The organism is Rhodococcus wratislaviensis (assembly GCF_041228765.1).
GTDB lineage: Bacteria > Actinomycetota > Actinomycetes > Mycobacteriales > Mycobacteriaceae > Rhodococcus_F > Rhodococcus_F wratislaviensis.
The window spans coordinates 7,772,270-7,796,145 of the sequence record NZ_CP150488.1 but is presented as its reverse complement, the minus strand read 5'-3'; the positions used below and the strand labels follow the sequence as shown (position 1 = coordinate 7,796,145).

24 protein-coding genes are annotated in these 23,876 nt (G+C 69.5%); 14 read left to right on the top strand and 10 right to left on the bottom strand.

The window, feature by feature from the left end; translation table 11 throughout:
* Positions 1 to 42: 42 nt before the first annotated feature.
* Genes WKC72_RS35630 through WKC72_RS35620 form a run of 3 tightly spaced genes read right to left on the bottom strand, consistent with a single transcriptional unit; the run spans position 43 to position 2,943 of the window.
* On the bottom strand, positions 43 to 1,158 hold the full coding sequence (locus WKC72_RS35630) for a VWA domain-containing protein (protein WP_370181133.1): 1,116 nt from the start codon (positions 1,156 to 1,158) through the stop codon (positions 43 to 45).
* A 5-nt stretch (positions 1,159 to 1,163) separates the two neighbouring features.
* Positions 1,164 to 2,057: an AAA family ATPase gene (locus tag WKC72_RS35625; protein ID WP_370181132.1), complete on the bottom strand. Its 894-nt coding sequence runs from the start codon at positions 2,055 to 2,057 to the stop codon at positions 1,164 to 1,166.
* A 46-nt stretch (positions 2,058 to 2,103) separates the two neighbouring features.
* Entirely contained in the window at positions 2,104 to 2,943 is an 840-nt protein-coding gene (locus tag WKC72_RS35620; RefSeq protein ID WP_370181131.1) for an SDR family NAD(P)-dependent oxidoreductase, read from the bottom strand.
* 70 nt (positions 2,944 to 3,013) lie between these two features.
* On the opposite strand from WKC72_RS35620, the gene WKC72_RS35615 reads away from it, so the two are divergent.
* Entirely contained in the window at positions 3,014 to 3,820 is an 807-nt protein-coding gene (locus WKC72_RS35615; RefSeq protein ID WP_025431907.1) for an RNA methyltransferase, read from the top strand.
* A 2-nt stretch (positions 3,821 to 3,822) separates the two neighbouring features.
* Positions 3,823 to 4,113: a DUF2537 domain-containing protein gene (locus WKC72_RS35610; protein ID WP_037234531.1), complete on the top strand. Its 291-nt coding sequence runs from the start codon at positions 3,823 to 3,825 to the stop codon at positions 4,111 to 4,113.
* Between the two features lie 15 nt (positions 4,114 to 4,128).
* Here WKC72_RS35610 and WKC72_RS35605 read toward each other — a convergent pair whose 3' ends face one another.
* The 3 genes from WKC72_RS35605 to WKC72_RS35595 all read right to left on the bottom strand — a co-directional run bounded on the left by WKC72_RS35605 (position 4,129) and on the right by WKC72_RS35595 (position 6,702).
* Positions 4,129 to 4,908 (bottom strand): hypothetical protein, encoded by a 780-nt coding sequence (locus tag WKC72_RS35605; protein WP_128639857.1) that lies wholly within the window; start codon positions 4,906 to 4,908, stop codon positions 4,129 to 4,131.
* A gap of 72 nt (positions 4,909 to 4,980) precedes the next feature.
* On the bottom strand, positions 4,981 to 5,838 hold the full coding sequence (sepH, locus tag WKC72_RS35600) for a septation protein SepH (protein ID WP_009478031.1): 858 nt from the start codon (positions 5,836 to 5,838) through the stop codon (positions 4,981 to 4,983).
* 117 nt (positions 5,839 to 5,955) lie between these two features.
* Positions 5,956 to 6,702 (bottom strand): GntR family transcriptional regulator, encoded by a 747-nt coding sequence (locus tag WKC72_RS35595; protein ID WP_037234529.1) that lies wholly within the window; start codon positions 6,700 to 6,702, stop codon positions 5,956 to 5,958.
* 173 nt (positions 6,703 to 6,875) lie between these two features.
* Between WKC72_RS35595 and WKC72_RS35590 the strand changes: the two genes are divergently transcribed.
* From WKC72_RS35590 to WKC72_RS35565, 6 genes are read left to right on the top strand one after another with little or no spacing between them, the layout of a single operon-like run.
* On the top strand, positions 6,876 to 7,892 hold the full coding sequence (locus WKC72_RS35590) for a BMP family protein (protein WP_370181130.1): 1,017 nt from the start codon (positions 6,876 to 6,878) through the stop codon (positions 7,890 to 7,892).
* A gap of 1 nt (position 7,893) precedes the next feature.
* Positions 7,894 to 9,441: an ABC transporter ATP-binding protein gene (locus WKC72_RS35585; RefSeq protein WP_128639856.1), complete on the top strand. Its 1,548-nt coding sequence runs from the start codon at positions 7,894 to 7,896 to the stop codon at positions 9,439 to 9,441.
* Positions 9,438 to 10,556, top strand: a complete 1,119-nt coding sequence (locus WKC72_RS35580; protein WP_128639855.1) for an ABC transporter permease — start codon at positions 9,438 to 9,440, stop codon at positions 10,554 to 10,556. The genes WKC72_RS35585 and WKC72_RS35580 overlap by 4 nt, the downstream gene beginning before the upstream one ends.
* Complete coding sequence (locus tag WKC72_RS35575) at positions 10,553 to 11,476, top strand: ABC transporter permease (protein ID WP_370181129.1); 924 nt, start codon at positions 10,553 to 10,555, stop codon at positions 11,474 to 11,476. The genes WKC72_RS35580 and WKC72_RS35575 overlap by 4 nt, the downstream gene beginning before the upstream one ends.
* A gap of 25 nt (positions 11,477 to 11,501) precedes the next feature.
* Positions 11,502 to 12,482, top strand: a complete 981-nt coding sequence (locus WKC72_RS35570; RefSeq protein WP_370181128.1) for an ornithine cyclodeaminase family protein — start codon at positions 11,502 to 11,504, stop codon at positions 12,480 to 12,482.
* Positions 12,479 to 12,964, top strand: coding sequence for a nucleoside deaminase (locus tag WKC72_RS35565; RefSeq protein ID WP_005244099.1), 486 nt, complete (start codon positions 12,479 to 12,481; stop codon positions 12,962 to 12,964). The genes WKC72_RS35570 and WKC72_RS35565 overlap by 4 nt, the downstream gene beginning before the upstream one ends.
* A 65-nt stretch (positions 12,965 to 13,029) precedes the next feature.
* Here WKC72_RS35565 and serC read toward each other — a convergent pair whose 3' ends face one another.
* Positions 13,030 to 14,151 (bottom strand): phosphoserine transaminase, encoded by a 1,122-nt coding sequence (serC, locus tag WKC72_RS35560; RefSeq protein WP_128639853.1) that lies wholly within the window; start codon positions 14,149 to 14,151, stop codon positions 13,030 to 13,032.
* Between the two features lie 41 nt (positions 14,152 to 14,192).
* Positions 14,193 to 15,323 carry a citrate synthase 2 gene (locus tag WKC72_RS35555; RefSeq protein WP_268791523.1) on the bottom strand — a complete coding sequence of 377 codons (1,131 nt, stop codon included), beginning with the start codon at positions 15,321 to 15,323 and terminating at the stop codon, positions 14,193 to 14,195.
* Between the two features lie 270 nt (positions 15,324 to 15,593).
* Between WKC72_RS35555 and pdxH the strand changes: the two genes are divergently transcribed.
* The 5 genes from pdxH (at position 15,594) to WKC72_RS35530 (ending at position 20,743) form a co-directional block, all read left to right on the top strand.
* Positions 15,594 to 16,265: a pyridoxamine 5'-phosphate oxidase gene (gene pdxH, locus WKC72_RS35550; RefSeq protein ID WP_037234511.1), complete on the top strand. Its 672-nt coding sequence runs from the start codon at positions 15,594 to 15,596 to the stop codon at positions 16,263 to 16,265.
* Between the two features lie 42 nt (positions 16,266 to 16,307).
* Positions 16,308 to 17,594, top strand: coding sequence for an MFS transporter (locus WKC72_RS35545; protein ID WP_128639852.1), 1,287 nt, complete (start codon positions 16,308 to 16,310; stop codon positions 17,592 to 17,594).
* Positions 17,595 to 17,646: 52 nt separating this feature from the next.
* Positions 17,647 to 18,609, top strand: a complete 963-nt coding sequence (locus tag WKC72_RS35540; protein WP_128639851.1) for an aldose 1-epimerase family protein — start codon at positions 17,647 to 17,649, stop codon at positions 18,607 to 18,609.
* Between the two features lie 428 nt (positions 18,610 to 19,037).
* Positions 19,038 to 20,333, top strand: a complete 1,296-nt coding sequence (locus tag WKC72_RS35535; protein WP_037234502.1) for a citrate synthase — start codon at positions 19,038 to 19,040, stop codon at positions 20,331 to 20,333.
* A 47-nt stretch (positions 20,334 to 20,380) separates the two neighbouring features.
* On the top strand, positions 20,381 to 20,743 hold the full coding sequence (locus WKC72_RS35530; protein ID WP_005244090.1) for an FKBP-type peptidyl-prolyl cis-trans isomerase: 363 nt from the start codon (positions 20,381 to 20,383) through the stop codon (positions 20,741 to 20,743).
* A 30-nt stretch (positions 20,744 to 20,773) separates the two neighbouring features.
* Here the strand turns inward: WKC72_RS35530 and WKC72_RS35525 are convergent, their stop codons facing one another.
* Together WKC72_RS35525 and WKC72_RS35520 are read right to left on the bottom strand one after the other, a co-directional pair.
* Positions 20,774 to 22,138, bottom strand: coding sequence for a HAMP domain-containing sensor histidine kinase (locus WKC72_RS35525; RefSeq protein ID WP_037234500.1), 1,365 nt, complete (start codon positions 22,136 to 22,138; stop codon positions 20,774 to 20,776).
* A complete protein-coding gene (locus WKC72_RS35520; RefSeq protein WP_037234498.1) occupies positions 22,135 to 22,851 on the bottom strand; it encodes a response regulator transcription factor in 717 nt (238 codons plus the stop codon). The genes WKC72_RS35525 and WKC72_RS35520 overlap by 4 nt, the downstream gene beginning before the upstream one ends.
* Positions 22,852 to 22,933: 82 nt before the next feature.
* Here WKC72_RS35520 and WKC72_RS35515 point away from each other — a divergent pair, with 82 nt between their 5' ends.
* Entirely contained in the window at positions 22,934 to 23,851 is a 918-nt protein-coding gene (locus tag WKC72_RS35515) for a mechanosensitive ion channel family protein (RefSeq protein WP_037234496.1), read from the top strand.
* Positions 23,852 to 23,876: the final 25 nt, after the last annotated feature.

Below are 23,876 nucleotides of genomic sequence, written 5' to 3'. Positions count from 1 at the left end.
GCGCGAACAACACCCGAAATCGTGGAACCGGTTCCGGATCGGTCACGTTCGGCGCGCGACCTCGAGCAGTTCCTGCAGTGTCGCGAGACTGTGGCCGGCGAGGAGACGATCGACGTACGGCAGCGCGGCCGCGATCCCGGACTGCACCGGCTCGTAACCGTCCGCGCCGGCGTGCGGATTCACCCACAGCACGGTGCGGGCGAGCCTGCGCAGCTGAGCCATCTGCTCGGCGAGCAGGGCCGGGTCACCGCGCTCCCAGCCGTCGGAGAAGATCACCACGACGGCCCCGCGCGCCACACCGCGCCTGCCCCAGCGGTCCAGGAACGCGCGCAGCGTCTCCCCGAGACGGGTGCCGCCCGCCCAGTCGGGCACGGCCCGGCCCGCGGCGGCGAGCGCCACTTCCGGGTCGCGGACCCGCAGCGCCCGCGAGAGCCGCGTCAGCCGAGTACCCAGGGAGAACACCTCGGTGCCTGCGGGGTTGCCGCGGGCGACGACGTGCGCGAAGCGCAGCAGCGCATCGGCGTACGGGCTCATCGACCCGGAGACGTCGATCAGCAGCACCATCCGTCGTGGCCGGGTGGCCTTGCGGTGGTGGCTCGGCCGCACCGGTTCGCCGCCCGCCGCGAGCATGCCCCGCACCGTGCGCCGCGGGTCCACGGTGCCCCGTCGGGCCGGACGCATCCGGATAGCCGGGCGGGTCGGGGGCCGCGGGCGCAGGGAGGCGATCAGCTCGGCGAGGTGCGCGCGCTCGGCCGCGGTGAGGCCGGCGATGTCCCGGTGGCGCAACACCTCGGTGTCGTCCGCGGCGACCCGCAGGTGCGGCGCGTCGCCACTGGTCTCGCCGCCGTCCGTCGTGGTCAGAGCCGCGGTCCTGGTGCGGCGAGGCTGTTCCCCCGACCGCGGCGTGCGCGCCGGGACGGTACCGCCGAACCAGCCCGCGAACGCCGAGTCGTACCGCGGGATGTCGTCGGGACCGCGGCACAGCGTCGCGCGACCCGCCCAGTACACCTGACCCGGATCGCCCACATCCACCTGGCGCAGGGCCCGCGTGAACGCGGCGACGGCATCCGACGCGACCGACAGCCCCGCCGCCGCGAGGACATGCGCGAACCCGGCGATGCCCACGAGCGGGTCGCCGATGCCCGGGGTCGTGGACATGGTTCTCACCCCGCCAGGAGCCGGTCCAGTCCGGCACGGGCCACCCGTTCGAGGTCCTCGCGGTACTTGAGGACCGCGCCGAGCGTCGCGGCGGCGGTCTCCGCGTCCAGTACGTCCCGATCGAGTTCCCGCAGTGCGCGGGCCCAGTCAAGAGACTCCGCCACCCCCGGCGGCTTGAGCAGTTCCATCTCGCGCAGGGAGCGGACGGCCCGGGCGACCTGGTCGGCGAGTTCGGCCCCGATTCCGGGAATGCGACGGCGCAGGATCGCGACCTCCCGCGCCAGATCGGGGTGTTCGAGCCAGTGGTAGAGGCAGCGGCGTTTGAGGGCGTCGTGCACCTCGCGGGTGCGGTTGGAGGTGAGCACCACCAGCGGCGGTGTCGCCGCCCGCACCTCGCCGAGTTCGGGGATGGTGACGGCATTCTCGTCGAGCACCTGCAGCAGGAACGCCTCGAACTCGTCGTCGGCGCGGTCGATCTCGTCGACGAGCAGCACACACGGGGCTTCGGTGAGGGCCCGCAGCAAGGGGCGCGCCAGCAGGAACCGCTCGGTGTACAGCGAGCGTTCGACCGTGTCGGCCTCGAGCAGTCCGTCGCTCGCCGCCTCCAGCGTCCGCAGGTGCAGCAACTGCCGCGGGAAGTCCCAGTCGTAGAGCGCCTGCGCGGCGTCGATGCCCTCGTGGCATTGCAGGCGGATCAGCGGCAGACCGAACGCCTCCGACAACGCGGCCGCGAGCGACGTCTTGCCGGTGCCGGGTTCGCCCTCGCAGAACAGCGGACGTCCCGTACGTATGGCGAGAAACGCGGCCATCGCGACGCCGTCGTCGGCGAGGTAGCCGGTGGCGTCGAGCGCCCGCGCCAGCTCCGCAGGCGAACCGACCGTCGGCGTGGAATCACTCACGCCCGCGAGCCTAGGTGAGTGCCCGCGCCCGGGTACGCGACTCGGGTCAACCGCCCGGCTCCACCCTGCCGCGGTCCTCGCTCAACCGCCGGAACATCGCGGTGGCGCCGAACCTCGCGGCCGCCCGTTCGACGAGTCCCGGCGCGATCTGCGCCAGCGCGAGCAGCGGGCGGATCGGCGCTCCACTCTCCACGATTTCGGGCCGGTCACGCCGGATCCCCCGGATCACGGCGGCCGCGACCTTGTCGGTGCTGGTCTCGCCCGTGATCCGGCCGGCCCTGATTCCGCGTTCCGTCATCCGCTGGTACATGCCGTCGCCCGCGATGAACCCGGGGCACACGACGGAGAAACCGACGGGCGAGCTCGCGTACTCCGCGCGCAGCGACTGGGTGAGACCGATCAGCCCCGCCTTCGTCGCGGCGTACGGCGCGCAGTACGCCGGACCGATCTTCGCCGCCAGCGACGAGATGAACACCACGTGACCGCGGCCGCGGCCCAGCATCCCGGGCACCACCCGGCGCGTGAGAAGCAGTGGCGCGGTGAGATTCACGTCGACCATGGCGGTGAGCTCGGCGGGGTCGAGTCGGGTGAAGGCCGAGACGTTCTCCACGCCGGCGTTGTTCACCAGCAGGTCGAGGGGACCGACCGCCGCCTCGGCGCGTTCGATCAGCGAATCGAGTTGATCGAGGCGGTTCAGGTCCGCGGGCACGGCCTCGGCGCGCACACCGAGCGCACGCAGTTCACCGACGAGTTCCGCGAGTCGGTCCTCACGCCGGCCGGACACCGCGACGGCGACACCCTCCCGCGCGAGGGCCCGGGCGACGACGCGGCCGAGACCGCCGGAGGCACCGGTCACCAGAGCCGTGCGTCCGTGCAGTTGCTTCATTCCTTCGAGCTTTCGCGCTCGGCGGAGGGGAGTCAACGCTGTGACGCCGCGCATACGGCACGATGGACCAGTGGTTCACGTCATCGACATAACAGATCCGGCCGACACCAGGCTGGACGACTTCCGCGATCTCAATTCCTCGGACCGCCGTCCCGACCTCCCCGAGGGCAAGGGCCTGGTGATCGCGGAGGGAGTGCTGGTGGCGCAGCGCCTGCTCACGTCCCGGTTCGACCCGATCGCGCTGCTCGGCGTCGACCGGCGGCTGGAGGAACTCACGGACGACCTCGCGGGCGTGGACGTGCCGTTCTACCGGACGACGGCGGACGTCATGGCCGAGGTCGTCGGGTTCCACCTCAACCGGGGTGTGCTCGCGGCGGCGCGGCGTCCCGCGCCGCTCGAACTGTCGGACGTGCTCGAGCACGCCCGGACGGTCGCGGTGCTCGAGGGCGTCAACGATCACGAGAACCTGGGCTCGATGTTCCGCAACGCGGCGGGCCTCGGCGTCGACGCCGTGGTGTTCGGCAAGGGCTGCGCCGACCCGCTGTACCGCCGGGCGGTCCGGGTGTCGATGGGGCACGTTCTCCGCGTTCCGTTCGCGCACGTGACGAAGTGGCCACACGATCTGGACGCGTTGCGGGAGCGCGGTTTCCAGCTGATCTCGCTGACCCCGAACCCCGAGGCGGTGACGCTGGCCGAGGCGATGACGGGGGAGAAGGTGGCGTTGCTGCTGGGCGCGGAAGGTCCCGGCCTCACCGAACACGCCATGCGGGCCACGGACATTCGCGCCCGCATCCCGATGGCACCCGGAACGGACTCGCTCAATGTCGCGACGGCGGCGGCGATGGCGTTCTACGAGCGCGTCCGCACGGGCCGGTGAGAATGCTGCATCCTCATTCCCCGTATCCGCCGCCGACGGGAACACCATGGTTCACCGGACTTCTCGTGGCGGGGTTCGCCGCGGCGGTGGTGGCGGTCGCGATCATCGCGTTCGGCTCGCAGCTCGCCCGGATCAACCCCGCCCTGGCGGTGTTCCTCGAACTCGTCGTGGTGGCCGGGGTCGCGCCGTCGGTGTGGCGACTACGCCGGACGCCGGTCTGGCGGTGGCTGGTGTACGGGGCCGCGGCGGGAGTTGTCGCCGGCTGGACTGCGCTGCTCGTCGGCGCCGCCTGATTCAGGCCGGAGTCGTCAGAAGCCGAAGTAGCGGCGGAGGAGTCCGCCTTTGCGAGCGGGCGGCGGCGGAGCGGGCGCGGGCACCGGGCCGGGGGCAGGGGCAGGGGCGGGCTGTTCCGCCTCGACGGGAGGCTCGGCCGCCGGACCCTCGCCGGGTGGGTGAACGGTGAAACCGTGCACCGTGAGTGTCTTCGGGTCGATCTCGGTGCCCTCGGGGGCGCCCGTGTACCGGAAGCCCAGCCATTCCCGGTTGGCGCCCTCGGCGAACTGCTGCGGGTGGAACGGCAGCGACTGCGGGTCGGGCAGGACACCCGCCGGATGTTTCAGCGGAAAGTCGCCCGCCCAGAACGGCAACTCCCACACCAGCGGGATGCCGAGGTCCTCGTGGATGTGGACCGGCGTCGCGCTGAACGACCGCGTCAGGTGCCCGTCCTCCCACATCGCGAACGAGCCCCACGCGATGTCGGGCTTGGACGCCACGTAGTACGTCTTCGCGAATTCGGTGGGCCGGACGCGTGTTTCGGGCAGGCCGGACGGTCGGGGAACGGCCAGGTCGGGCCCGCACACGACGGTGACGCCGGGGTAGGAACCGATGTGCACGGTCCCGGCGGCATCGAGGCGCGCGGCCTCGGCCAGCGGAACGGGGCCGGTGGGGGTGGCCGTCAGATCGGGATAGAGCCGGGAGGCGAGCTGCTGCGCCGCGTCGAGGTCAGGTTCCGGGTGGCCGCGCAGGACAGCGGCAGGGTCGGGGACGTCGACGTACCAGATCGTTGATACCTTGGCCCCCACGGTCATCCCTCTCTTCCGGTGTCTTCCTGAAAGAGTACGACCCCGACCGTGTCCCCGGCCTGCTCATCGGTCAGACGGTCAGCGTCCGCTGCTGCGGACACCGAGCAGGACGTCGTCCCAGGACGGGAGGGCGGGTTTGCCGCGCTTGTCCTTGTTGTTCGTCTGGTGCGGGGCGATCTTGGGCGCCGCGGGTTCTTCGGACGGGGCGGGCTCGTCCTCGGGCTCCTCGGTGACGTCGGCCTCGATGATCTCCTCGGGCTCGATCGTCGGCACCTCCACCTCGGTGGGGAACTCGGCGAGTTCGAGTTGCTCCGGCTCGTCGGACGCCACCGGCGCCAATCCGCGGAGCGGACGGCCGAAGTCGGGATCGATCAGGTCGAACGCGGTGTCGTCGAGCGCGACGATGGTGCCACCGTGCGCGTCCGGCTGGTACCGCCAGTGCGCCGCGTTGGTGGTCCGCCCGGCCTGCCACTGCAGTTGGGCGACCCAGTGATTGTCCTCGTCGCGCCACGCGTCCCACGTGGCGTCGTCGATGTTGTGCCCGCGGGCGCGGAACGCCTGCGTGACGATCTCGGCGAGCGTGGGAACGGCGGGGCCGTTGTCGCGGACCGGGTGTCCGCCCTGCGCCATCTCGGCCGCACGGGAACGCTCGAGCAGAACCGGATAGGCGAAACGCTCCACCTTCGCCAGGGGGATACCGGCCTCGTCGGCGACCTGTTCGACGGAGGCGCCGGCGCGGATGCGGGCCTGGATTTCGCGGGGCCTGAGCTGACTGTCCATTTCGATCTCAATCTGGCCGAGTCGAGCGATGTCCCCGCGGGATGCGGCGCGGAGTTTGTCATCGGCGGGAAGCCGGAATTTTTCGCCGGTACTGGCATCTGCGCACACGACGTGCGATCCATCGGGCTCGAGACCGATCACTCGAAGCTCTCGCACGTTGACCTCCTTATCGCGCCGGCTCGCGACTTTGCACCTGGGCAACTGTAATTCATTCGTGACAGCCCGCGCGGCAGGACACGCGCGGGTAAATCCCGTCCCGGCGTCGCGGCCGCGCTACGCTTCCTCGTTTCGTGATCGGTCCTTCGTGCGGGGTGTGCGCTGCCGCGTGCGGGTGGCCTCGACCGGGTCGATCGCGGGTGCAGACCAGTGTTCGGCCAGCTCGAGACTGGGTTCTCGGCCCGAGGCGACGTGCCGGAACGCGATCTCCGCGGCGCGGTCCGCGTCGCCCGCCGCGATGGCGTCGTACAACTCGGCGTGCTCGTCGCATTGCTGTCCGGGATCGCGTTCCTTGGTGAGGTGGAACAACCACTGCACGCGCGTCGCGAGGGGTTGCAGCATCGACTGCAGCAGGGGACTGCCGGACATCTCCACGATGACGGCGTGGAATGCGGCGTTCGCGGCGGCGATGGCGGGCTTGTCGTCGCGGGCGGTGGCCGAGCGTGCCGCGGCGAGTTCGTCGCGCAGTGCCGTCAGGTGGGAGTCGTCCGCTCGCTGCGCGGCGAGCCGGGCCGCGAGCACCTCGAGGCTTTCGCGGACGTCGAAGAGGTCGCGGACCTCGTCGACGCCGAACGGGGCGACGATCGCTCCGCGGCGCGGGACGATCACGACGAGTCCGTCGGTCTGAAGCTGCTGCAGGGCCTCACGCAGCGGGATGCGGGACACCTGCAGCTCCGCGGCGAGGTCGCGCTCGATCAGGCGCTGGCCCGGCGCGAGCTGCAGGTTCACGATGCGGCGGCGCAGCTCTTCGTACGCGGTCTCGCGCAGCGACTTCGGCGCCGACGCGTCGGCTGCACCGTTCACCCGGTCTCCTGTCGTCGTGGCCACGTCAGCCACCGTAGAGCGCACCCAAGCGCCGCCCTCGAGTGGATGCGGGTCCTTACGTCTGTGTAACACGGCGGAAATGACGCGCCTCCAAGATTCAAATAACGGTATACCGCTAACTGTGGCGGTTCCTGAGTCAAGGAGTCCAGCGCGTGAACACCACCCTCTCCGCCCGAGCCCGAACCCTCGTCCCCGCGCTGTGCGCGGCCGCGACTCTTGCGGCGACCCTGACGGCGTGTTCGTCGTCGGACGCAGGCACCGCCTCCGGCGACACCCTCCGCGTCGGAGTGTTCTTCCCCGGATCCGTCTCCGACACGGGCTTCATGGAATCGGGGTACCTCGGCTACCAGCGACTCGAGGAAACCCTCGGCGACCGGGTGGAACTGAGCTACGTCGAGCAGGTCGCCGCCGCCGACTACCAGCAGGCCCTGGTGCGGTTCGCGACCGCGAACGACCTCGTCGTCTCGCTCGGCGGTCAGACGGACGCCGACGTCCGCAAGGTGGCACCCCAGTTCCCCGACGTGAAGTTCGTCGAGATCGGCGGACCCGCCGACGCGTCCCCGCTGCCGAACCTCGCCTACTACGACCCGCAGCAGGCGGAGGCCGAGTTCCTCAGCGGAGCGGTCGCGGCGACGGCGTCGAAGACCCCGTCCGTGTCGTTCGTCGGCGGTGTCGAACTGCCCGCCATCGTGAACGCCGCGAAGGCCTTCGGCAATGGCGCCGAGTTCGCGCGGCCCGGCACCCAGGTGCTCACCCCGCAGTACGTGGGCGACTTCAACGACCCGGCCAAGGCGAAGCAGGCCGCGCTCGCCAACTACGGCGCAGGCGCGGGCGCCGTGGGGCAGATCGTGAACCTCGGCAAGTCCGGGCTGGAACAGGCCGCCGCGCAGTCGGGCGCGCTGATGGTGGGTGGCCCGATCCCCGGCGACTGCTCGAACCCCGCCTACGTCGGCTACGTGGACACCGACATCGGCAAGGAAGTGGAGTACGCCGTCCAGTCCACCCTGGACGGAACGTGGAAGGCCGAGAACGTGGCGTTCGGCCTCACCTCCCCGAACGACGGCACCGACTTCCGGCTCTGCAGCGCCGACCCCGCCGTCGCGGACGCACTCGCCAAGGCGAAGACCGCCCTGGCCACCGGTGCCGTCGAGCCCTACCGAGCGGGCTGACATGAGCACACCAGCACTGCACCTCACGGGAATCGGGAAGAGCTTCGGCGACGTCCGGGCCCTCCACGGTGTCGACCTGTCGGTGCTACCCGGAACGGTGCACTGCATTCTCGGGGAGAACGGGGCCGGGAAGTCGACGCTCTGCAACGTGGTCTACGGCGGTCTGCGACCGGACACCGGAACGATGACCCTCTCCGGTCGCCGATACGCGCCCGGTTCGCCCGCTGCCGCGATGGCGGACGGCGTGGCCATGGTGCACCAGCACTTCAGTCTCATCGGCACGATGAGCGTCGCCGAGAACCTGCTGCTCACCGGACGGGGGCTGCGATTGCGCCGCGCGGAACTGCGGACCCGCCTCGATCGGCTCGCCGACGACTATCACCTGCGGATCGACCCGGACGCGCTGGTCTCGGCCATGCCGATCGGTGCGCGGCAGAAGGTGGAGATCGTGAAGGCCCTGCTCACCGACCCCTCACTGATCCTGCTGGACGAGCCGACCGGGGTACTCGACCCCGACGAGATCGACGCCCTGATCGAGACGTGCCAGGCCGTCGCGGCGGCGGGCAAGGCAGTCGTCCTCGTCACCCACAAACTCGGGGAGGTGGCCCGCGTCGCGGACGCCGCCACCGTGCTGCGGGGAGGTGAAGTGGCAGGTGGGGGCCGCATGTCGGAGCTGACGATCCCCCAGCTGACGACGGCCATGGTCGGCAGGCCGGTATCCGAACTGAGCCCGGTGCTCGCCGCGGGCGTCGGCACGGAGAGCGACGGCGGCGCGATGCCCGACCGGCGGGCGACCGGCCGGGTCGTTCTCGGGCTCCGCGATGTGCGAGCCACCCGGGCGGACGGCAGCGTCGCCCTGTCCGGCGTGGGATTCGAGGTGCGGGCCGGTGAGATCGTCGGGATCGCAGGAGTCGAGGGGAACGGGCAGAGCGAACTGGTCGCCGTTCTGTCCGGGGCCACCACACCCGAGTCCGGCACGGTCACGCTCGGCGACGCCGACATCACGTCGGCGTCTCCGGCCGAACGCACCCGCCTCGGTCTCGGGGTGGTGCCGGAGGACCGGCACCGGGAGGCGATGGTGGCAGAACTGTCCCTGTCGGAGAACCTCTTCCTCGGCCGCCTGCACCACTTCCGCAGGATGGGCCTGCTCGATCGCCGCCGGATGGACGCCGCGGCCCGGGACCTGATCGAGCAGTTCTCGGTGCGGACACCCGGACCGGGAACATCCATGGGTTCGCTGTCGGGCGGCAATCAGCAGAAAGTCGTCTTGGCCCGCGAACTGTCGACGGAGAATCTGCAGTGTCTGGTCGCGGCGCAGCCCACCCGCGGACTCGACATCGGGGCGGTCGAGTTCGTCCTGAACCAACTCCGCAGCTGCGCGTCCTCGGGGAACGCTGTCCTGGTCGTGTCCAGCGAGATCCCCGAACTGCTCGCGCTCTGCGACCGCATCTTCGTCAGCTACCGCGGCGCCCTGCTCGGGCCCGTCGACGCGTCGGCGGGCACTGCGCGGCAGCACCTCGGTGAACTGATGACGGGAACGGCGGCATGACTCGACTTCGAACCTGGGCACATCACCCACTTCCGGTGGCGATCGCCGCGATCGCGGTCGCGGGACTCGCCGGAGTGCTCCTCGCCGCGGCCGCGGGCGCCACCGTGACCGAGACTGCCGAGGCGCTATCCGAAGGGATGTTCGGCAGCAGCTACGCGATCGGAGTCTCGCTCAACACTGCTGCGGTGCTGGCTCTCGTCGCGGCCGGATTCACCGTCGCACACCGGGCCGGACTGGTGAACGTCGGTGGCGAGGGCCAGCTGTGCGTCGGGGGCATCGCCGCGACCGCGGTCGGCACCACTCTGGGGGAGGGCACCCCCGCCCCGATTGCCGTCACCGCGGTTCTCCTCGCCGCGGCCGGTGCCGGGTGGGCGTGGGCCGCGATCGCCGCGTACCTGCGGGTCCGCCGGGGCACGAGCGAGATCATCACGACGCTGCTGCTGAACTTCGTCGGCCTCGCGCTGGTGCTGCTGATGGTGCACGAGCCCAGCCTCCTTCGCCAGCCCGTCACGTCCTCGGAGACACTGCCGCAGTCCTCGCCGCTGATCGAGTCCGCGCACCTGCCGCTGCTGGGGATCGAGCGCTCGCCGGGGACGATCGCGCTGTGGATCGCGGTGGTCGCGGTGCTGATCGTCGGGGTCCTTCTGCGCCGGACGGCGATCGGTGTGCGACTGCGCTCCGTCGGGCTGAATCCGGACGCGTCGGCGCGGCTGGGACTGCCGGTCGGACGGCTGCGGTTTCTCAGCCTGTCCTGTGCCGGCGCGTTCTCCGGGCTCGCCGGTGGGATCCTCGTCGCGACGGCGCCGTTCGTGCTCGTCGAAGGATTCTCCTCCGGCTACGGGTTCTCCGGGCTGGTCGTCGGGCTTCTGGCGCGCGGTTCCATGCTCGCCGTCGGCGCCGTGTCACTGCTGCTCGGATTCCTCGTGTCCGGCGGAATCAATCTCCAACTCGCAGCCGGTGTTCCGGCATCGACCGTCTCGATCGTGGAATCGCTCATGATCATCCTGATCGCGGGAGCGGTGCTGTGGACCGCGGCCGGCCGGAGATCGAGATCCGCGGCCGCGACGACCGCGAAGACCCACGACGTCCCCGACCTGGCTGGAGCGAAGCAATGATCGATACGGTCTCGGACATCGCCGTCAGCGGCGTCGGATTCGCACTCCCGATCCTGGTAGCCGCGAGCGGGGAACTGGTGAGCGAGCGGGCAGGCGTACTGAACCTCAGCCTCGAGGGGATGATGCTGACCGGCGCGTTCGCCGGCGTGCTCGGCGCCGTCACCACCGGATCCGCGGTGGGCGGTCTCGCGGCCGGACTGGCGGCCGGGTTGCTGTTCGGACTGCTGCAGGCACTGCTGAGCGTCACGCTGCGCGCCGACCAGATCGTGGTGGGCATCGCGAGCAACGCCCTCGCCCTCGGGGCCACCACCTACGGCGCCCGGCTGCTGCTCGCGGACGGCAAGGGGCAGAACGCCCCGGGGTTCGCCGCCCTCGAGATCCCGCTGCTGCACCGGATCCCGATCCTCGGACCGGCGCTCTTCTCCCAGACGGCACTCGGCTACTTCTGCTACGCGGTGGTCGGGCTGCTGGCCGTCACCCTGTCGCGCCGGACCCGCGCCGGTCTCGTCGTCGACGCGGTCGGGGAGGACGCGAAGTCGGCCGACTGGAGTGGACTGCCGGTGCGGAAGGTCCGCTACCTGTGCGTGCTCGTCGCGGGACTGACGGCGGGCTTGGCCGGGGCCCAGCTGGCGCTGTCCGAGGTGCGGTCGTTCAGCGACAACATGACCGCCGGAATCGGGTACCTGGCCGTCGTGGCCGTGATCGCGGGCAGGTGGCGCGCGCTCGGCGTGATCTGGGCGTCCGTGTTCTTCGGGATCGCGCAGGCGCTCCAGTTCGCGCTGCCCGCGCTCGGTGTCAGCGTCCCCTTCGCCCTGCTCGTCATGCTGCCCTACGTGATCGCAATCGTCGCGGTCAGTGGATTCATCCGCAACAGCCGCTCACCCGCAAACCTGACCGTCGCGTTCGCGCGCACGTCCTGATCGATCTCTCAGCGAGGAAACTCTTGTGACACTGATTCTTTCCCACTCCGACGTGGCCGGCCTCGTCGACCGCGCCGAGGTGTTCGCCGCGGTGGAACGGGCGCACGCCGCCCTGACCGCCGGGACGGCGTCCGCACCCGCCCCACCCGCAATGACCCTGCAGTCCGCGGCGTTCATCCCGATGGTCGCGGCGGCGCAGTCCGCCGGCGCGGCCGCGGTGAAGATGCTCGTCGATCTTCCCGGCAACGCCGCCCGCGGTCTGCCCGTGCAACGTTCGGCCGTGCTCGTGACGTCCGCGGACACCGGCGAGTGCGAGGCCCTGCTCGACGGCCGGCTGATCACCGCCGTGCGCACCGCCGCCGCCAGCGCCGTGGCCACGAAGCATCTCGCCCGCCGAGGCAGCCGGGTGCTGGGATTGGTGGGCGCCGGGACCCTCGCCGTCGAACACGCCCGGGCGATCACCCGGGTGTCGGACGTCGACACGGTGCTGGTGTGGTCGCGCTCGGATGCCACGATCGAGGAATTCCGCAGCCGGACAGAGGATCTCGGAATCTCGGTCAAGCCGATGGACTCGCCGGAGGCGGTCACGCGGTCTTCCGACGTCCTCTGCACACTCACGCCGTCGAGGAACCCGATCGTGCGGGGCGCCTGGTTCGGCGAAGGCTTGCACGTCAACGCCGTGGGCGCGCCCCCGCGCGCGGACCACCGGGAGATCGACGGCGACGGAATGCGACGTGCCCGCGTGGTCGTCGATTCGGTGGCCACCACGATGACCAAATCGGGGGAGACGCTGCTGGCGCTCGCCGAGGGCGCGATCACGCACGACGACGTCGCCGTGGAGTTGGGCGACGTGATCGCGGGCCGCACCGTCGCCCGCACATCCGATCGGGACATCACGCTGTACAACTCCGTCGGGATCGGCCTCCAGGACCTCGCCGCGGCGCGCATACTGATCGACAGAGCCCGGGAACGGGGCGTCGGAACAGAAGTGGATCTGAGTCGATGAGTCAGAGCGATGTCGGCGACGTGGACCTTGCGCACCTGCGGCGAGCCATCGAACTCGCCGACGAGACGGGCGACGCGGGCAACAGACCGTTCGGTGCGGTGGCGGTCGGGGCCGACGGTCACGTGATCAGCGAGGGCGCCAACTCCGTCGCGACGTCCGCCGACGTCACCGAGCACGCGGAACTCGACGCGATCACCACCGCCTGCGGTGAGGGACGAACCGGCGACCTCGTCGGCGCCACCATGTACGCCAGTGGTGAGCCGTGCCCGATGTGCAGTGCGGCGATGGTGTGGGCCGGCATCACGCGGGTGGTCTACGCGGCGTCGTCCGCGGACTTCTCCCGGATTCTCCCGGACGGTCCACGGTTCACTCTGGGCTGCTCCGACGTGCTCGAGTCCGCGAGCGTCGAGATCGAGGTCAGCGGACCGCATCTCGGCGACGAGGCGCTCGCGCCGTTCCACCGTTTCCTCGACACGGACTGACCCTCGAAACGCCGTCAGCCCCCGGCACCGAGGTGCCGGGGGCTGACGGACGTGTGCGCCGGGACTCAGCCGAGCTGCGAGACGACCCAGTCGATGCTCTTCGTGAGCTGCGAGACGTCCTCGGGATCGATCGCCGGGAACATGCCGACACGCAGCTGGTTGCGGCCCAGCTTGCGGTACGGCTCCGTGTCGACGACGCCGTTGGCGCGCAGGATCTTCGCCACCTGGGCAGCGTCGATCTTGTCGTCGAAGTCGATGGTGCCGACCACCTGCGAGCGGTGAGCGGGATCGGTGACGAACGGGGTGGCGAATTCGCTGGCCTCGGCCCACTGGTACAGCCGCGAGGACGAATCGGCGGTACGCGAGGTGGCCCAGTCGAGGCCACCCTTGCCGTTCAGCCAGTCGATCTGGTTGGCGAGCAGCAGCAGGGTGGCCAGTGCCGGGGTGTTGTACGTCTGGTCCTTGGAGCTGTTGTCGACTGCGATGGGCAGCGACAGGAAGTCGGGGGTCCATCGACCCGAATCCTTGATCTCCGCGACGCGCTCGAGCGCCTTCGGGCTCATCAGCGCGATCCACAGTCCGCCGTCGGCGGCGAAGCACTTCTGCGGGGCGAAGTAGTACACGTCGGCGTCGGCGACGTTCACCGGCAGACCGCCGGCGCCGGACGTGGCGTCGATGGCGATGAGCGCATTCTCCGAGCCCGCGGGACGCGAGACGGGAATCGCGACACCGGTGGACGTCTCGTTGTGCGCCCAGCCGATGAGGTCGACGGACGGATCCGAGACCGGCTCGGGCGCACTGCCCGGGTCGGCGGAGACGACGATCGGGTCGCCGATGAACGGGTTGTTCTTGGCGACCGACGCGAACTTGGAGCTGAACTCACCGTTCGTGAGGTGCAGCGACTTCTCCCGGATCAGGCCGAACGCGGCCGCGTCCCAGAACGCGGTGGTGCCACCGTTGCCGAGCACCACCTCGTAGCCCTCGGGCAGGGAGAACAGATCGGCGAGGCCGGACCGCACGCTGGCGACAACGTCCTTGACAGGCTTCTGGCGGTGGCTGGTGCCGAACACCGAGGAGCCCACCTCGACCAGCGACTGCAGCTGTTCGGGCCGAACCTTGGAGGGTCCGCAGCCGAAACGACCGTCGGCGGGCAGGAGGTCTGCGGGGATGATCGGTGTGGAGGTCATCGCTACTTTCTGTTCCTTACTGGTTCTGGCGGGGGAGACGGTCAGCTGGTGTGGGCGATCTGGTCCCAGCCCTCGACGGACTCGGGGGTGCGGGGTGCGGGTCCGGTGTAGATGGCGGCGGGGCGGACGAGTTTGCCGAGGCGTTTCTGTTCGAGGATGTGGGCGCACCAGCCGGCGGTGCGGCCGCAGGTGAACATCGCGGGCATCATGTGCGCGGGGACCTCGGCGAAGTCGAGGATGACCGCGGCCCAGAATTCGACGTTGGTTTCGATGGCCCGGTCGGGGCGGCGTTCGCGCAGTTCGGCGAGGGCGGCCTGTTCGAGGGCGGCGGCCGCTTCGTAGCGGGGGGCGTTCAGGCGTTGGGCGGTGGCGCGGAGCACCCGGGCGCGGGGGTCTTCGGCGCGGTAGACGCGGTGCCCGAAGCCCATCAGCTTTTCCTTGCGGTCGAGGATGCCCTTGACCAGGGTGCGGGCGTCGCCGGTCTTTTCGGTGTCCTCGATCATCGGCAGGACGCGGGCGGGGGCGCCGCCGTGCAGGGGGCCGGACATGGCGCCGATGGCCCCGGAGAGGGAGGCGGCGACGTCGGCGCCGGTGGAGGCGATGACGCGGGCGGTGAAGGTGGAGGCGTTCATGCCGTGTTCGGCGGCGGAGACCCAGTAGGCGTCGATGGCGGCGACGTGGGCGGGGTCGGGGTCGCCCTTCCAGCGGACCATGAACCGTTCGGTGACGGTTTTCGCTTCGTCGATTCGTCTCTGGGGGACGGCGGGTTGGTAGATGCCGCGGGCGGATTGGGCGACGTAGGACAGGGCCATGACGGAGGCGCGGGCGAGTTGTTCGCGGGCTGTGTCGTCGTCGATGTCGAGGAGGGGTTGGTATCCCCAGATGGGGGCGAGCATGGCCAGGCCGGCCTGGACGTCGACGCGGACGTCGCCGGTGTGCACGGGCAGGGGGAACGGTTCGGCCGGGGGCAGTCCGGGGCCGAAGCGGCCGTCGACGAGCAGGGCCCACACGTTGCCGAAGGTGACGTGCTTGGAGACGAGTTCTTCGATGTCGACGCCGCGGTAGCGCAGGGCGCCGCCGTCCTTGTCGGGTTCGGCGATGTCGCTGGTGAACGCGACCACACCTTCCAGTCCGCTGACGAAATCGTCCGGTATTGCCGCGCTAGCTGACATAGCTCGTGGACTCTCCTCGTTCGAGTGCCCCCGGTCAGAGCGGCACTGTCTCGGCGTTCGACAATTGCGCTCGGCGTGCATGCGGGATGGGCAGGCACCTTCGTCCGCGCAATCGACTTCCCTTCCCCGGGCATCGCACGATCGCGGCTGCAATCCGAGGGGACGGGTTCGGTCCCCAAAACTTTAGCCGGTGTCACCGGAGAGTTGATCAGTGCATACCCGGGAGTAGCGTTCTCGGCTGTGTCTCCAGATGCAGAACAGCCGAAACCGGTGAACAAGGACCTCGCGGCGATGCGCGTCGGTTACGCACACCAGGGCGCTGACGGACGGTACGTCGACTCCGATCTGGACGCCGACCAGCTGAGCGACGGCTGGCTTCCCCTGATGCGCCTGTGGCTCGAGGACGCCGTGGAGGCCGGGGTTCCCGAACCCAACGCGATGACCCTCGGAACCGTCGACGAGCACGGACATCCGTGCACCCGCACCGTCCTCTGCAAGGGACTGAGTGCCGACGGTGTGCTGTTCTTCACCAACTACGACTCGGACAAGGGCCGCCAGCTGGAGGCGGTGCCCTACGCGTCGGTCACGTTCACCTGGGTGCCCGTCGCCCGGCAGATCACCGTCCGCGGTCCCGTCGAGCGCGTGAGCGCCGAGGTCACGGACGAGTACTGGCACAGCAGGCCCCGCGGATCCCGACTGGGGGCGTGGGCGTCCGAACAGTCGAAGCCGATCGGTTCGCGAGCCGAACTGGACGCTGCGCTGCTGCACGCGGCGGAGCGCTTCCCCGTCGACGTCGACATCCCGGTCCGGCCGGACTGGGGCGGAATCCTGATCCGCCCCGCGGTCGTGGAGTTCTGGCAGGGCCGCGCCAACCGGATGCACAACCGCATCCGGACGTCGCTGGTCGACGGCTCGTGGACGGTGGAGCGACTGCAGCCGTGACAGCCGGGGAATAGTGAGCACGGGAAACGAGCTAAGGGAAGAATGACCGAGACCGTCACCGAGAAGAAGAAGCGACGGCTACTCGCCGACACGGCGCCGCTGCAGAACCGGGACTACCGCCGCCTGTGGGCGGCCGGGATCGTGACGGTGATCGGCGGGCAGCTCAGTGTCGTCGCCGTGCCGCAGCAGGTCTACGAGATCACCCGCAGCTCGGCGTACGTGGGTCTGACCGGTGTGTTCGCGCTGGTACCGCTGATCGTGTTCGGGTTGTGGGGCGGCGCGCTGGCCGACGTCATGGACCGGCGGAAACTGCTGACGATCACCACCGTCGGACTCGGTGCCACGTCCGTGCTGTTCTGGGTGCAGGCAGCGATGGGCCTGGACAACGTGTGGCTGGTACTCGGACTGCTGGGGTTGCAACAGGCGTTCTTCGCGGTCAACCAGCCCACCCGCAGCGCGATCATCCCGCGGCTCATTCCGGCGGAACAGCTGGCCGCCGCCAACTCGCTCAACATGACGGTCATGCAGTTCGGCGCCATCGCCGGACCGCTGCTCGCCGGTGTGATGATTCCGACGGTCGGGCTGTCGACGCTGTATCTCGTCGATTCGATCGCACTGCTGGCCACGCTGTGGGCAGTGCTCCGGCTGCCTGCCATCCCGCCGACAGGGGAGTCGCGCCGGGCGGGGCTGCGCGAGGTGTTCGACGGATTCGCCTACCTCGCGACCCAGAAGGTGCTGCTCGCGTCGTTCGTCGTCGACATCATCGCCATGGTGTTCGGCATGCCGCGGGCGTTGTTCCCGCAGATCGCGCACGACACGTTCGGCGACCCGGCATCGGGCGGTGTGGCGCTCGGCCTGCTGTTCGCGGCGATGTCCTTCGGCGCGGTGGCAGGCGGGGTGTTCTCCGGTTGGCTGCCGCGGGTCCGGCGGCAGGGCCTCGCCGTGATCGTGTGCATCGTGCTGTGGGGTCTCGCGATGGTGGGCTTCGGCGTGGTGGTGGGGGTCGCGTCGCCCGGCGGCAGCCCGGTCCTGTTGTGGATCGCTCTCGCGTTCCTCGCATTCGGTGGCGCCGTCGACATGGTCTCCGCCGCGTTCCGCAGCACCATGCTCCAGCAGGTCGCCACGGACGAGATGCGCGGACGACTTCAGGGTGTCTTCATCGTCGTCGTGGCCGGGGGTCCGCGGATCGGTGACGTCGTGCACGGCGCGGCCGCGGCGGCGGTCGGGACGAGCGTGGCTGCCGCGGGCGGCGGCATCCTCGTCGTCGTCGGTGTGGTGATCGCCGCGCTCGCGTTCCCGGCACTGGTGCGGTACAAGGTCACCCGCTAGGTTCCTGTGCGCCATCACATATTTCGTGCCCATCTCGGGCACACTGAAGTGCATGGGTGAACCGCAGTCTTCGAAGACGGACAGGCCTGCCACGGCCGGATTCGAGATCCGGGGAGGCGGCTACCGGGCCGGTATCGCGGCCACCGGCGCCGGTCTCCGGCTACTCGAATGGGATGGTCCGGAGGGGCCGATGGCGCTCACCGAGACGTGGGACCTCGGAACCCGGCCACCGTTGTCGGCCGGGTTGATCCTCGCGCCGTGGCCCAACCGGATCCGCGACGGCCAGTTCGTCTTCGACGGCATCGACCATCAGCTCGAGATCACGGAACCCACGTTCGGCAATGCCAGTCACGGATTCGTCCGGCGCCGGGACTGGCGTGTCGCGAATCACGACGACGACCGCATCGAGTTGTCGATCGACGTCGGCCTCCACAAGGGGTGGCCGTACCCGCTGCGGCTCACCGTCGCCTACGTCCTCGACGAGGACGGCCTGACCGTGACGCACACGGCCACCAACACGGGAGCCATCCCGGCACCGTTCGGGATGGGCTTCCACTCATATGTCCGCGCCGGCGACGTCCCGCTCGACGAGTGCACGCTGCACCTGTCCGCGGGCACCCGGCTGCCCCTCGACGAGCGCATGCTGCCGAGTGGGGGTTCGCAGCCCGTTGCCGGCACCGAATACGACTTCACTAGCCCGCGCACGTTGGCAGGCGTCGCTCTCGACACCCCGTTCAGTGCACTGGACGTCGACGCGGACGGCAGGTCGCGACACGAATTGCGCGCGCCGGACGGCACCGGAACCGTCCTGTGGGCGGCCCGTGAGTTCGGCTGGCTGCAGGCGTTCGTCGCGGATCCCGACGCCGGCAAGTCGTATCCGGGCCGCGGGCGGGCGCTGGCGCTCGAACCGATGACGTGCCCGCCGGATGCGTTCAACTCCGGGATCGATCAGTTGGTGCTCGCTCCGGGGCAGCAGTGGACCGGTGTGTGGGGCATGTCCGCGCTGGGGTCGTAGCGGTTCAACTTTCGAGCATCGGGTGCCCACTTGGTGAGACGGTGTAACACCGGTCGCGGTCGGGCCGATACGTCGGGCGGGGGTTCTTCTGTCGCGGCTGCGGCGCTCTGTATCACCCTCTGTTCTTCCCTTACCGCGTCGGGCGTCACGGCGTGCGTTCTCCACTGCGCTCGGCATCAGTGCAGGTAACACGGCCAGTCCAGTCTCGGGTCACTGGCCCTCACCGATTCCGCTTCCGCGCCGTGCGGGCAAATCGGACACTCGCGGATCCCGTTCGGCGACCCTTCTCCGTGGTCGCCGCGCATCCCGCGGCGGACCCGGATCACGGGCTCTGAGCGGACCCGCCTTCGGCACGCAGGCCAGAGTGGGGCTAGTTTCTACCTGAATGAAGTTGTTACTCATTGGTTTGAGCTTGAGAGGGATGCTTCGTGCCTGACAATGACACAAAGCCCACGCTTACCTACCCTGGTGGTGAGCACACGATGTCCATTGCCAGGGCAACCGAGGGCAATGACGGTATCGAACTGGGCAAGCTGCTCGCCAGCACCGGGTACACCACCCTGGACCCGGGTTTCGTCAATACCGCCTCCACCAGCTCCGCGATCACCTACATCGACGGTGAGCACGGGATTCTCCGCTACCGCGGGTACCCGATCGAGCAGCTGGCCGGGAAGTCGACCTTCATCGAGGTCAGCTATCTGCTGATCTACGGTGAGCTGCCCACCACGGCGCAGCTCGAGTCGTTCACCGACCGGATCCGGCGCCACACGCTGCTGCACGAGGACCTCAAGAGGTTCTTCGACGGATTCCCGCGGAACGCACACCCGATGCCGGTCCTGTCCAGCGCCGTCAACGCGCTGTCCGCGTACTACCAGGACTCCCTGGACCCGGCCGACCCGGAACAGGTCGAGTTGTCGACCATCCGCCTTCTCGCGAAGCTGCCGACCATCGCGGCCTACGCGTACAAGAAGTCCGTCGGGCAGCCGTTCCTGTACCCGGACAACTCCCTGAACCTGGTCGAGAACTTCCTCCGGATGACGTTCGGCTTCCCCGCGGAGCCCTACGAGATCGATCCCGAGATCGCCAAGGCTCTCGACATGCTGCTGATCCTGCACGCCGACCACGAGCAGAACTGCTCGACGTCGACGGTGCGGCTCGTCGGTTCGTCCGACGCCAACCTCTTCACCTCCATCTCCGGTGGCATCAACGCACTCTGGGGCCCGCTGCACGGCGGCGCCAACCAGGCGGTGCTGGAGATGCTCGACGAGATCAAGGCCAGCGGTAGTAATGCGGACGAGTTCGTCCGCAAGGTCAAGAACAAGGAAGACGGCGTGAAGCTCATGGGCTTCGGGCACCGCGTCTACCGCAACTACGACCCGCGCGCGGCGATCGTCAAGCAGACCGCGCACACCATCCTCGAGAAGCTCGGCGGCGACGACGAACTGCTCGACATCGCGATGGCCCTCGAAGAGGCGGCGCTGACCGACGACTACTTCGTCGAGCGCAAGCTGTACCCGAACGTCGACTTCTACACGGGTCTGATCTACCGCGCGATGGGCTTTCCCACGCGCATGTTCACCGTTCTGTTCGCCATGGGCCGCTTGCCCGGGTGGATTGCACACTGGCGCGAGATGCACGAAGATCCGGCTACGAAGATCGGCCGTCCGCGCCAGATCTACACCGGTTACACCGAGCGTGACTACAAGGACGTCACAGGTCGCTGATCGCGGATACCTGTGCCGAACGATAGAGCCCTCACCGAGGAGGACATATGACCAAGCCCGAGATCGAGTTCCAAGACGGACCCGCCCCGACCGACCTGGTCATCAAGGACGTGGTGGTCGGAGACGGCGCAGAGGCCGTCCCCGGGGGCACCGTCGAGGTGCACTACGTCGGCGTCGAATTCGAGTCCGGCGAGGAGTTCGACTCCTCCTGGAGCCGCGGCGAGTCCATCCAGTTCCCGCTGCGCGGCCTCATCAAGGGCTGGCAGGACGGCATCCCCGGCATGAAGGTGGGCGGACGTCGTCAGCTCACGATCCCGCCGGAGCTCGCCTACGGTCCCGCCGGCGCCGGACATCAGCTGTCCGGCAAGACGCTGGTCTTCATGATCGACCTGCTCGACGTGAAGGAATAGTCTCCGCAGTACCCAGAGCCCCGCATCACCTCAGGGTGACGCGGGGCTTTCTGCTGTCCGTGGTTCCGCTCTCGGTGGCTGGTGTGTGGTGTCGGTGTGGAGTTCGACGACGAGGCGTGCGCCACCGAGCGGGCTGACCTCGAAACGTGCGCTGCCGTTGTGCAGTGCCGCCTGCTGCGCAACGAGCGCGAGGCCGAGGCCCGACCCGCTCTTCGTCGCGTTGGAACCGCGGTGGAACCGTTCGAACACCGCGGCCCGTTCGGCCTCGGGCACTCCCGAGCCGTTGTCGTCGACGACGACGGTGGTGATGCCGTCGGCCGCTCTCAGCGTGATCGTCACCGCGGTGGCAGCGCCGTGCCGGACCGCGTTCTTGATGGCGTTGTCCAAGGTGAGACGCAGCCCACCGGGCATGCCCCGGACCGTCACCGGGGTCGCGTCGACGGTCACCTGCAGGCCCGGATTGTGACGCATCGCCTCCTCGGCGGCGAGGTCGCTGATGTCGACGAGGTCGCAGTCCACGAAGTCCTTGTCGGTCGACAGTTCGCCGCGGGCGAGGCGCTCGAGGTCGGACAGCGTCGATTCCACCCGGCCCTGTGAGCGGGCGAGGTCGCGGAGGATCTCGTGCTGCTGGTCCGGCGTCAGGTCGAGAGTGGTGAGGACCTCGAGGTCGGTGCGCATCGCGGTGAGCGGGGTCCGGAGTTCGTGTGCCGAGACGGCGGCGAAGTCGCGTGCGGTGGCGAGCGCGGCGGTGGTCGCGTCCTGCGCCTCCGCGACGTCGCGCAACATCGACTCCGCGGCGGAGGCCAGTTCGTCCGCCTCCCGGACACCGGAGGTCGTGGGCGTCAGCTTCGGTTCGCGGCGCACGATGCGGCCGGTCAGGTCGACCAGCGGGCGCACGGCACGACCGCCGAACAACCAGCCGAGACCGCTGGCCGCGGCGATGGCGAGCACTCCGACGAGCGCCACCTGCCGTTGCTGCTCCGACGTCACGTCTTGGGCTTCGGCGTACGGCACGGCAAGGGAGATCCGGGTGCCGAGGAGCGGCACGGTCGCGGTGTACGCCCGGTACTTCGTGTCACCCACCTCGACGGTCTGCTGGCCCGGGTCGAGTTCGGGCAGTTGGGTGGGGGTGCTGACCAGCACGGTGTTGCCGTCGGCCGAACGGATGGTGATGGCGAACGCACCCTTGTCGCCCAGTGCCCCCAGGAACAGTCCCGCGGTGGCAGCGTTGGGAACCAGGACATCCGACGCCGTCTCCAGCCGCCGGTCGAGTTGCGACAGGTTGTTCCGGTTGATCGCCAGCGACACCAGGATGCCGAGCGCCACGACGATGATCGTCGCCCCCAGTGCGGTCGCGGCGGCCACGCGGGTCCGGAGGGAGAAGGACCGTTTCACGACGGTTCCCGGAGCACGAACCCGACTCCGCGGACCGTGTGCAGGATGCGCGGCTGACCACCGACTTCGAACTTGCGACGCAGGTAGCCGACGAAGACGTCCACCACGTTGGTGTCGGCGACGAAGTCGTACCCCCACACCAGTTCGAGGAGCCGCTCACGGCTCAGCACGATGCCGACGTTGCGGGCGAGAACCTCGAGGAGTTCGAATTCCCGTTTGGTCAGCGTGATCTCCTCGCCCGCCATGAACACCCTGCGCGCGGACGTCCGGATCTCCAGGGCACCGACGCGGATCGGTGGGGTCGCGGGCGAGCCGGCAGGCGCGGCGGCCGTCGTTCCGTGCCGCCGCAGCATCGCCCGGATCCGAGCGATCAGTTCGGCGAGGACGAACGGCTTGACCAGGTAGTCGTCGGCGCCCGACTCCAGTCCGGAGATGCGGTCGTCGACGGTGTCGCGGGCGCTGAGCACGCAGATCGGGATGTCGTTGTTCATCGCGCGGAGCGCGGTGACGACACCGGTGCCGTCGATGACCGGCATGTTCATGTCGAGCACCATCGCGTCCGGGCGTTGTTCGCTGACCACCCGGAGCGCGTCGGCGCCGTCGACGGCGGTGAGGACGGTGAATCCGGACAGCCGCAGGCCGCGTTCGAGGGAAGTCCGCACGTCCTCGTCGTCGTCGACCACGAGGACACTGGCTGAGTCGGTGACGGTCACTCCTGCATTGTGCCGTGGGCGCGACCCGCGAGCGTGCGGATGGCAGTTGTGGGAGCGTGTCTCGTCCGTACACTCGTTGGAGATGTTTTCTTCGCTGCAGGCATTCGAACTGACCGAAACCAACCGTGACTGGCTGATTCACCGGCCGGCCGAGATCGCGACCTACGTCGTCCTGGCGCTCGTGCTGCGTTTCGCGTTGCACCGGATGATCGACCGGATGACGCGGCCCCGGGAGCCTTCGGACAAACCGGCCATGCTCCGTCCCCTGCGGGAACGGGCCCCGCGCGGCGTCAAGGAGGCGATGGTCAACGAGCGCCGCGCGCAACGCGCCCGGACGATCGGGTCGGTGCTCAAATCGACCGTGTCGATCGTGGTGCTCATCTGGGTGGTGCTCCAGGTCCTCGCCGTCCTCGGCGTCAACGTCGCGCCGTTCATCGCGTCCGCCGGTGTGATCGGTGTCGCACTCGGTTTCGGTGCGCAGAACCTCGTCCGGGACTTCCTGTCGGGCATCTTCATGCTGCTCGAGGACCAGTACGGTGTCGGGGACGTCGTGGACCTCGGCGAGGCCGTGGGAACTGTCGAGACGGTGGGTCTGCGGGTCACCACGATCCGCGACGTCAACGGCACTCTCTGGTACTGCCGCAACGGTGAGATCGTGCGCGTCGGCAACATGAGCCAGGGTTACGCGGTCGCGGTGGTCGATCTGCCGATCGCGCACGCCGCCAACGTGCAGCGGGCGTGCGAGGTGGCGCTGGAGGCCGTCACCGAGGCGGCCAAGGGCGACACGATCGCGGCCGACGTACTCGAACCCCCGGAACTGCTGGGCGTCAACTCGGTGACCGCGGAATCGGTCACACTGCGGATCACCGCGCGGACCAAGCCCGGCAGGCAGTGGGCGGTGCAGCGGACGTTCGCCCGCGCTGCGCTGTCGGCGTTCGAGCACTACGACATCGACGCGCCGTACCTGTCGGTGCTGTCGTCTGCTCGCTCCACCAACTGATCGTCCCGCGCTTCGCTACCGTGAC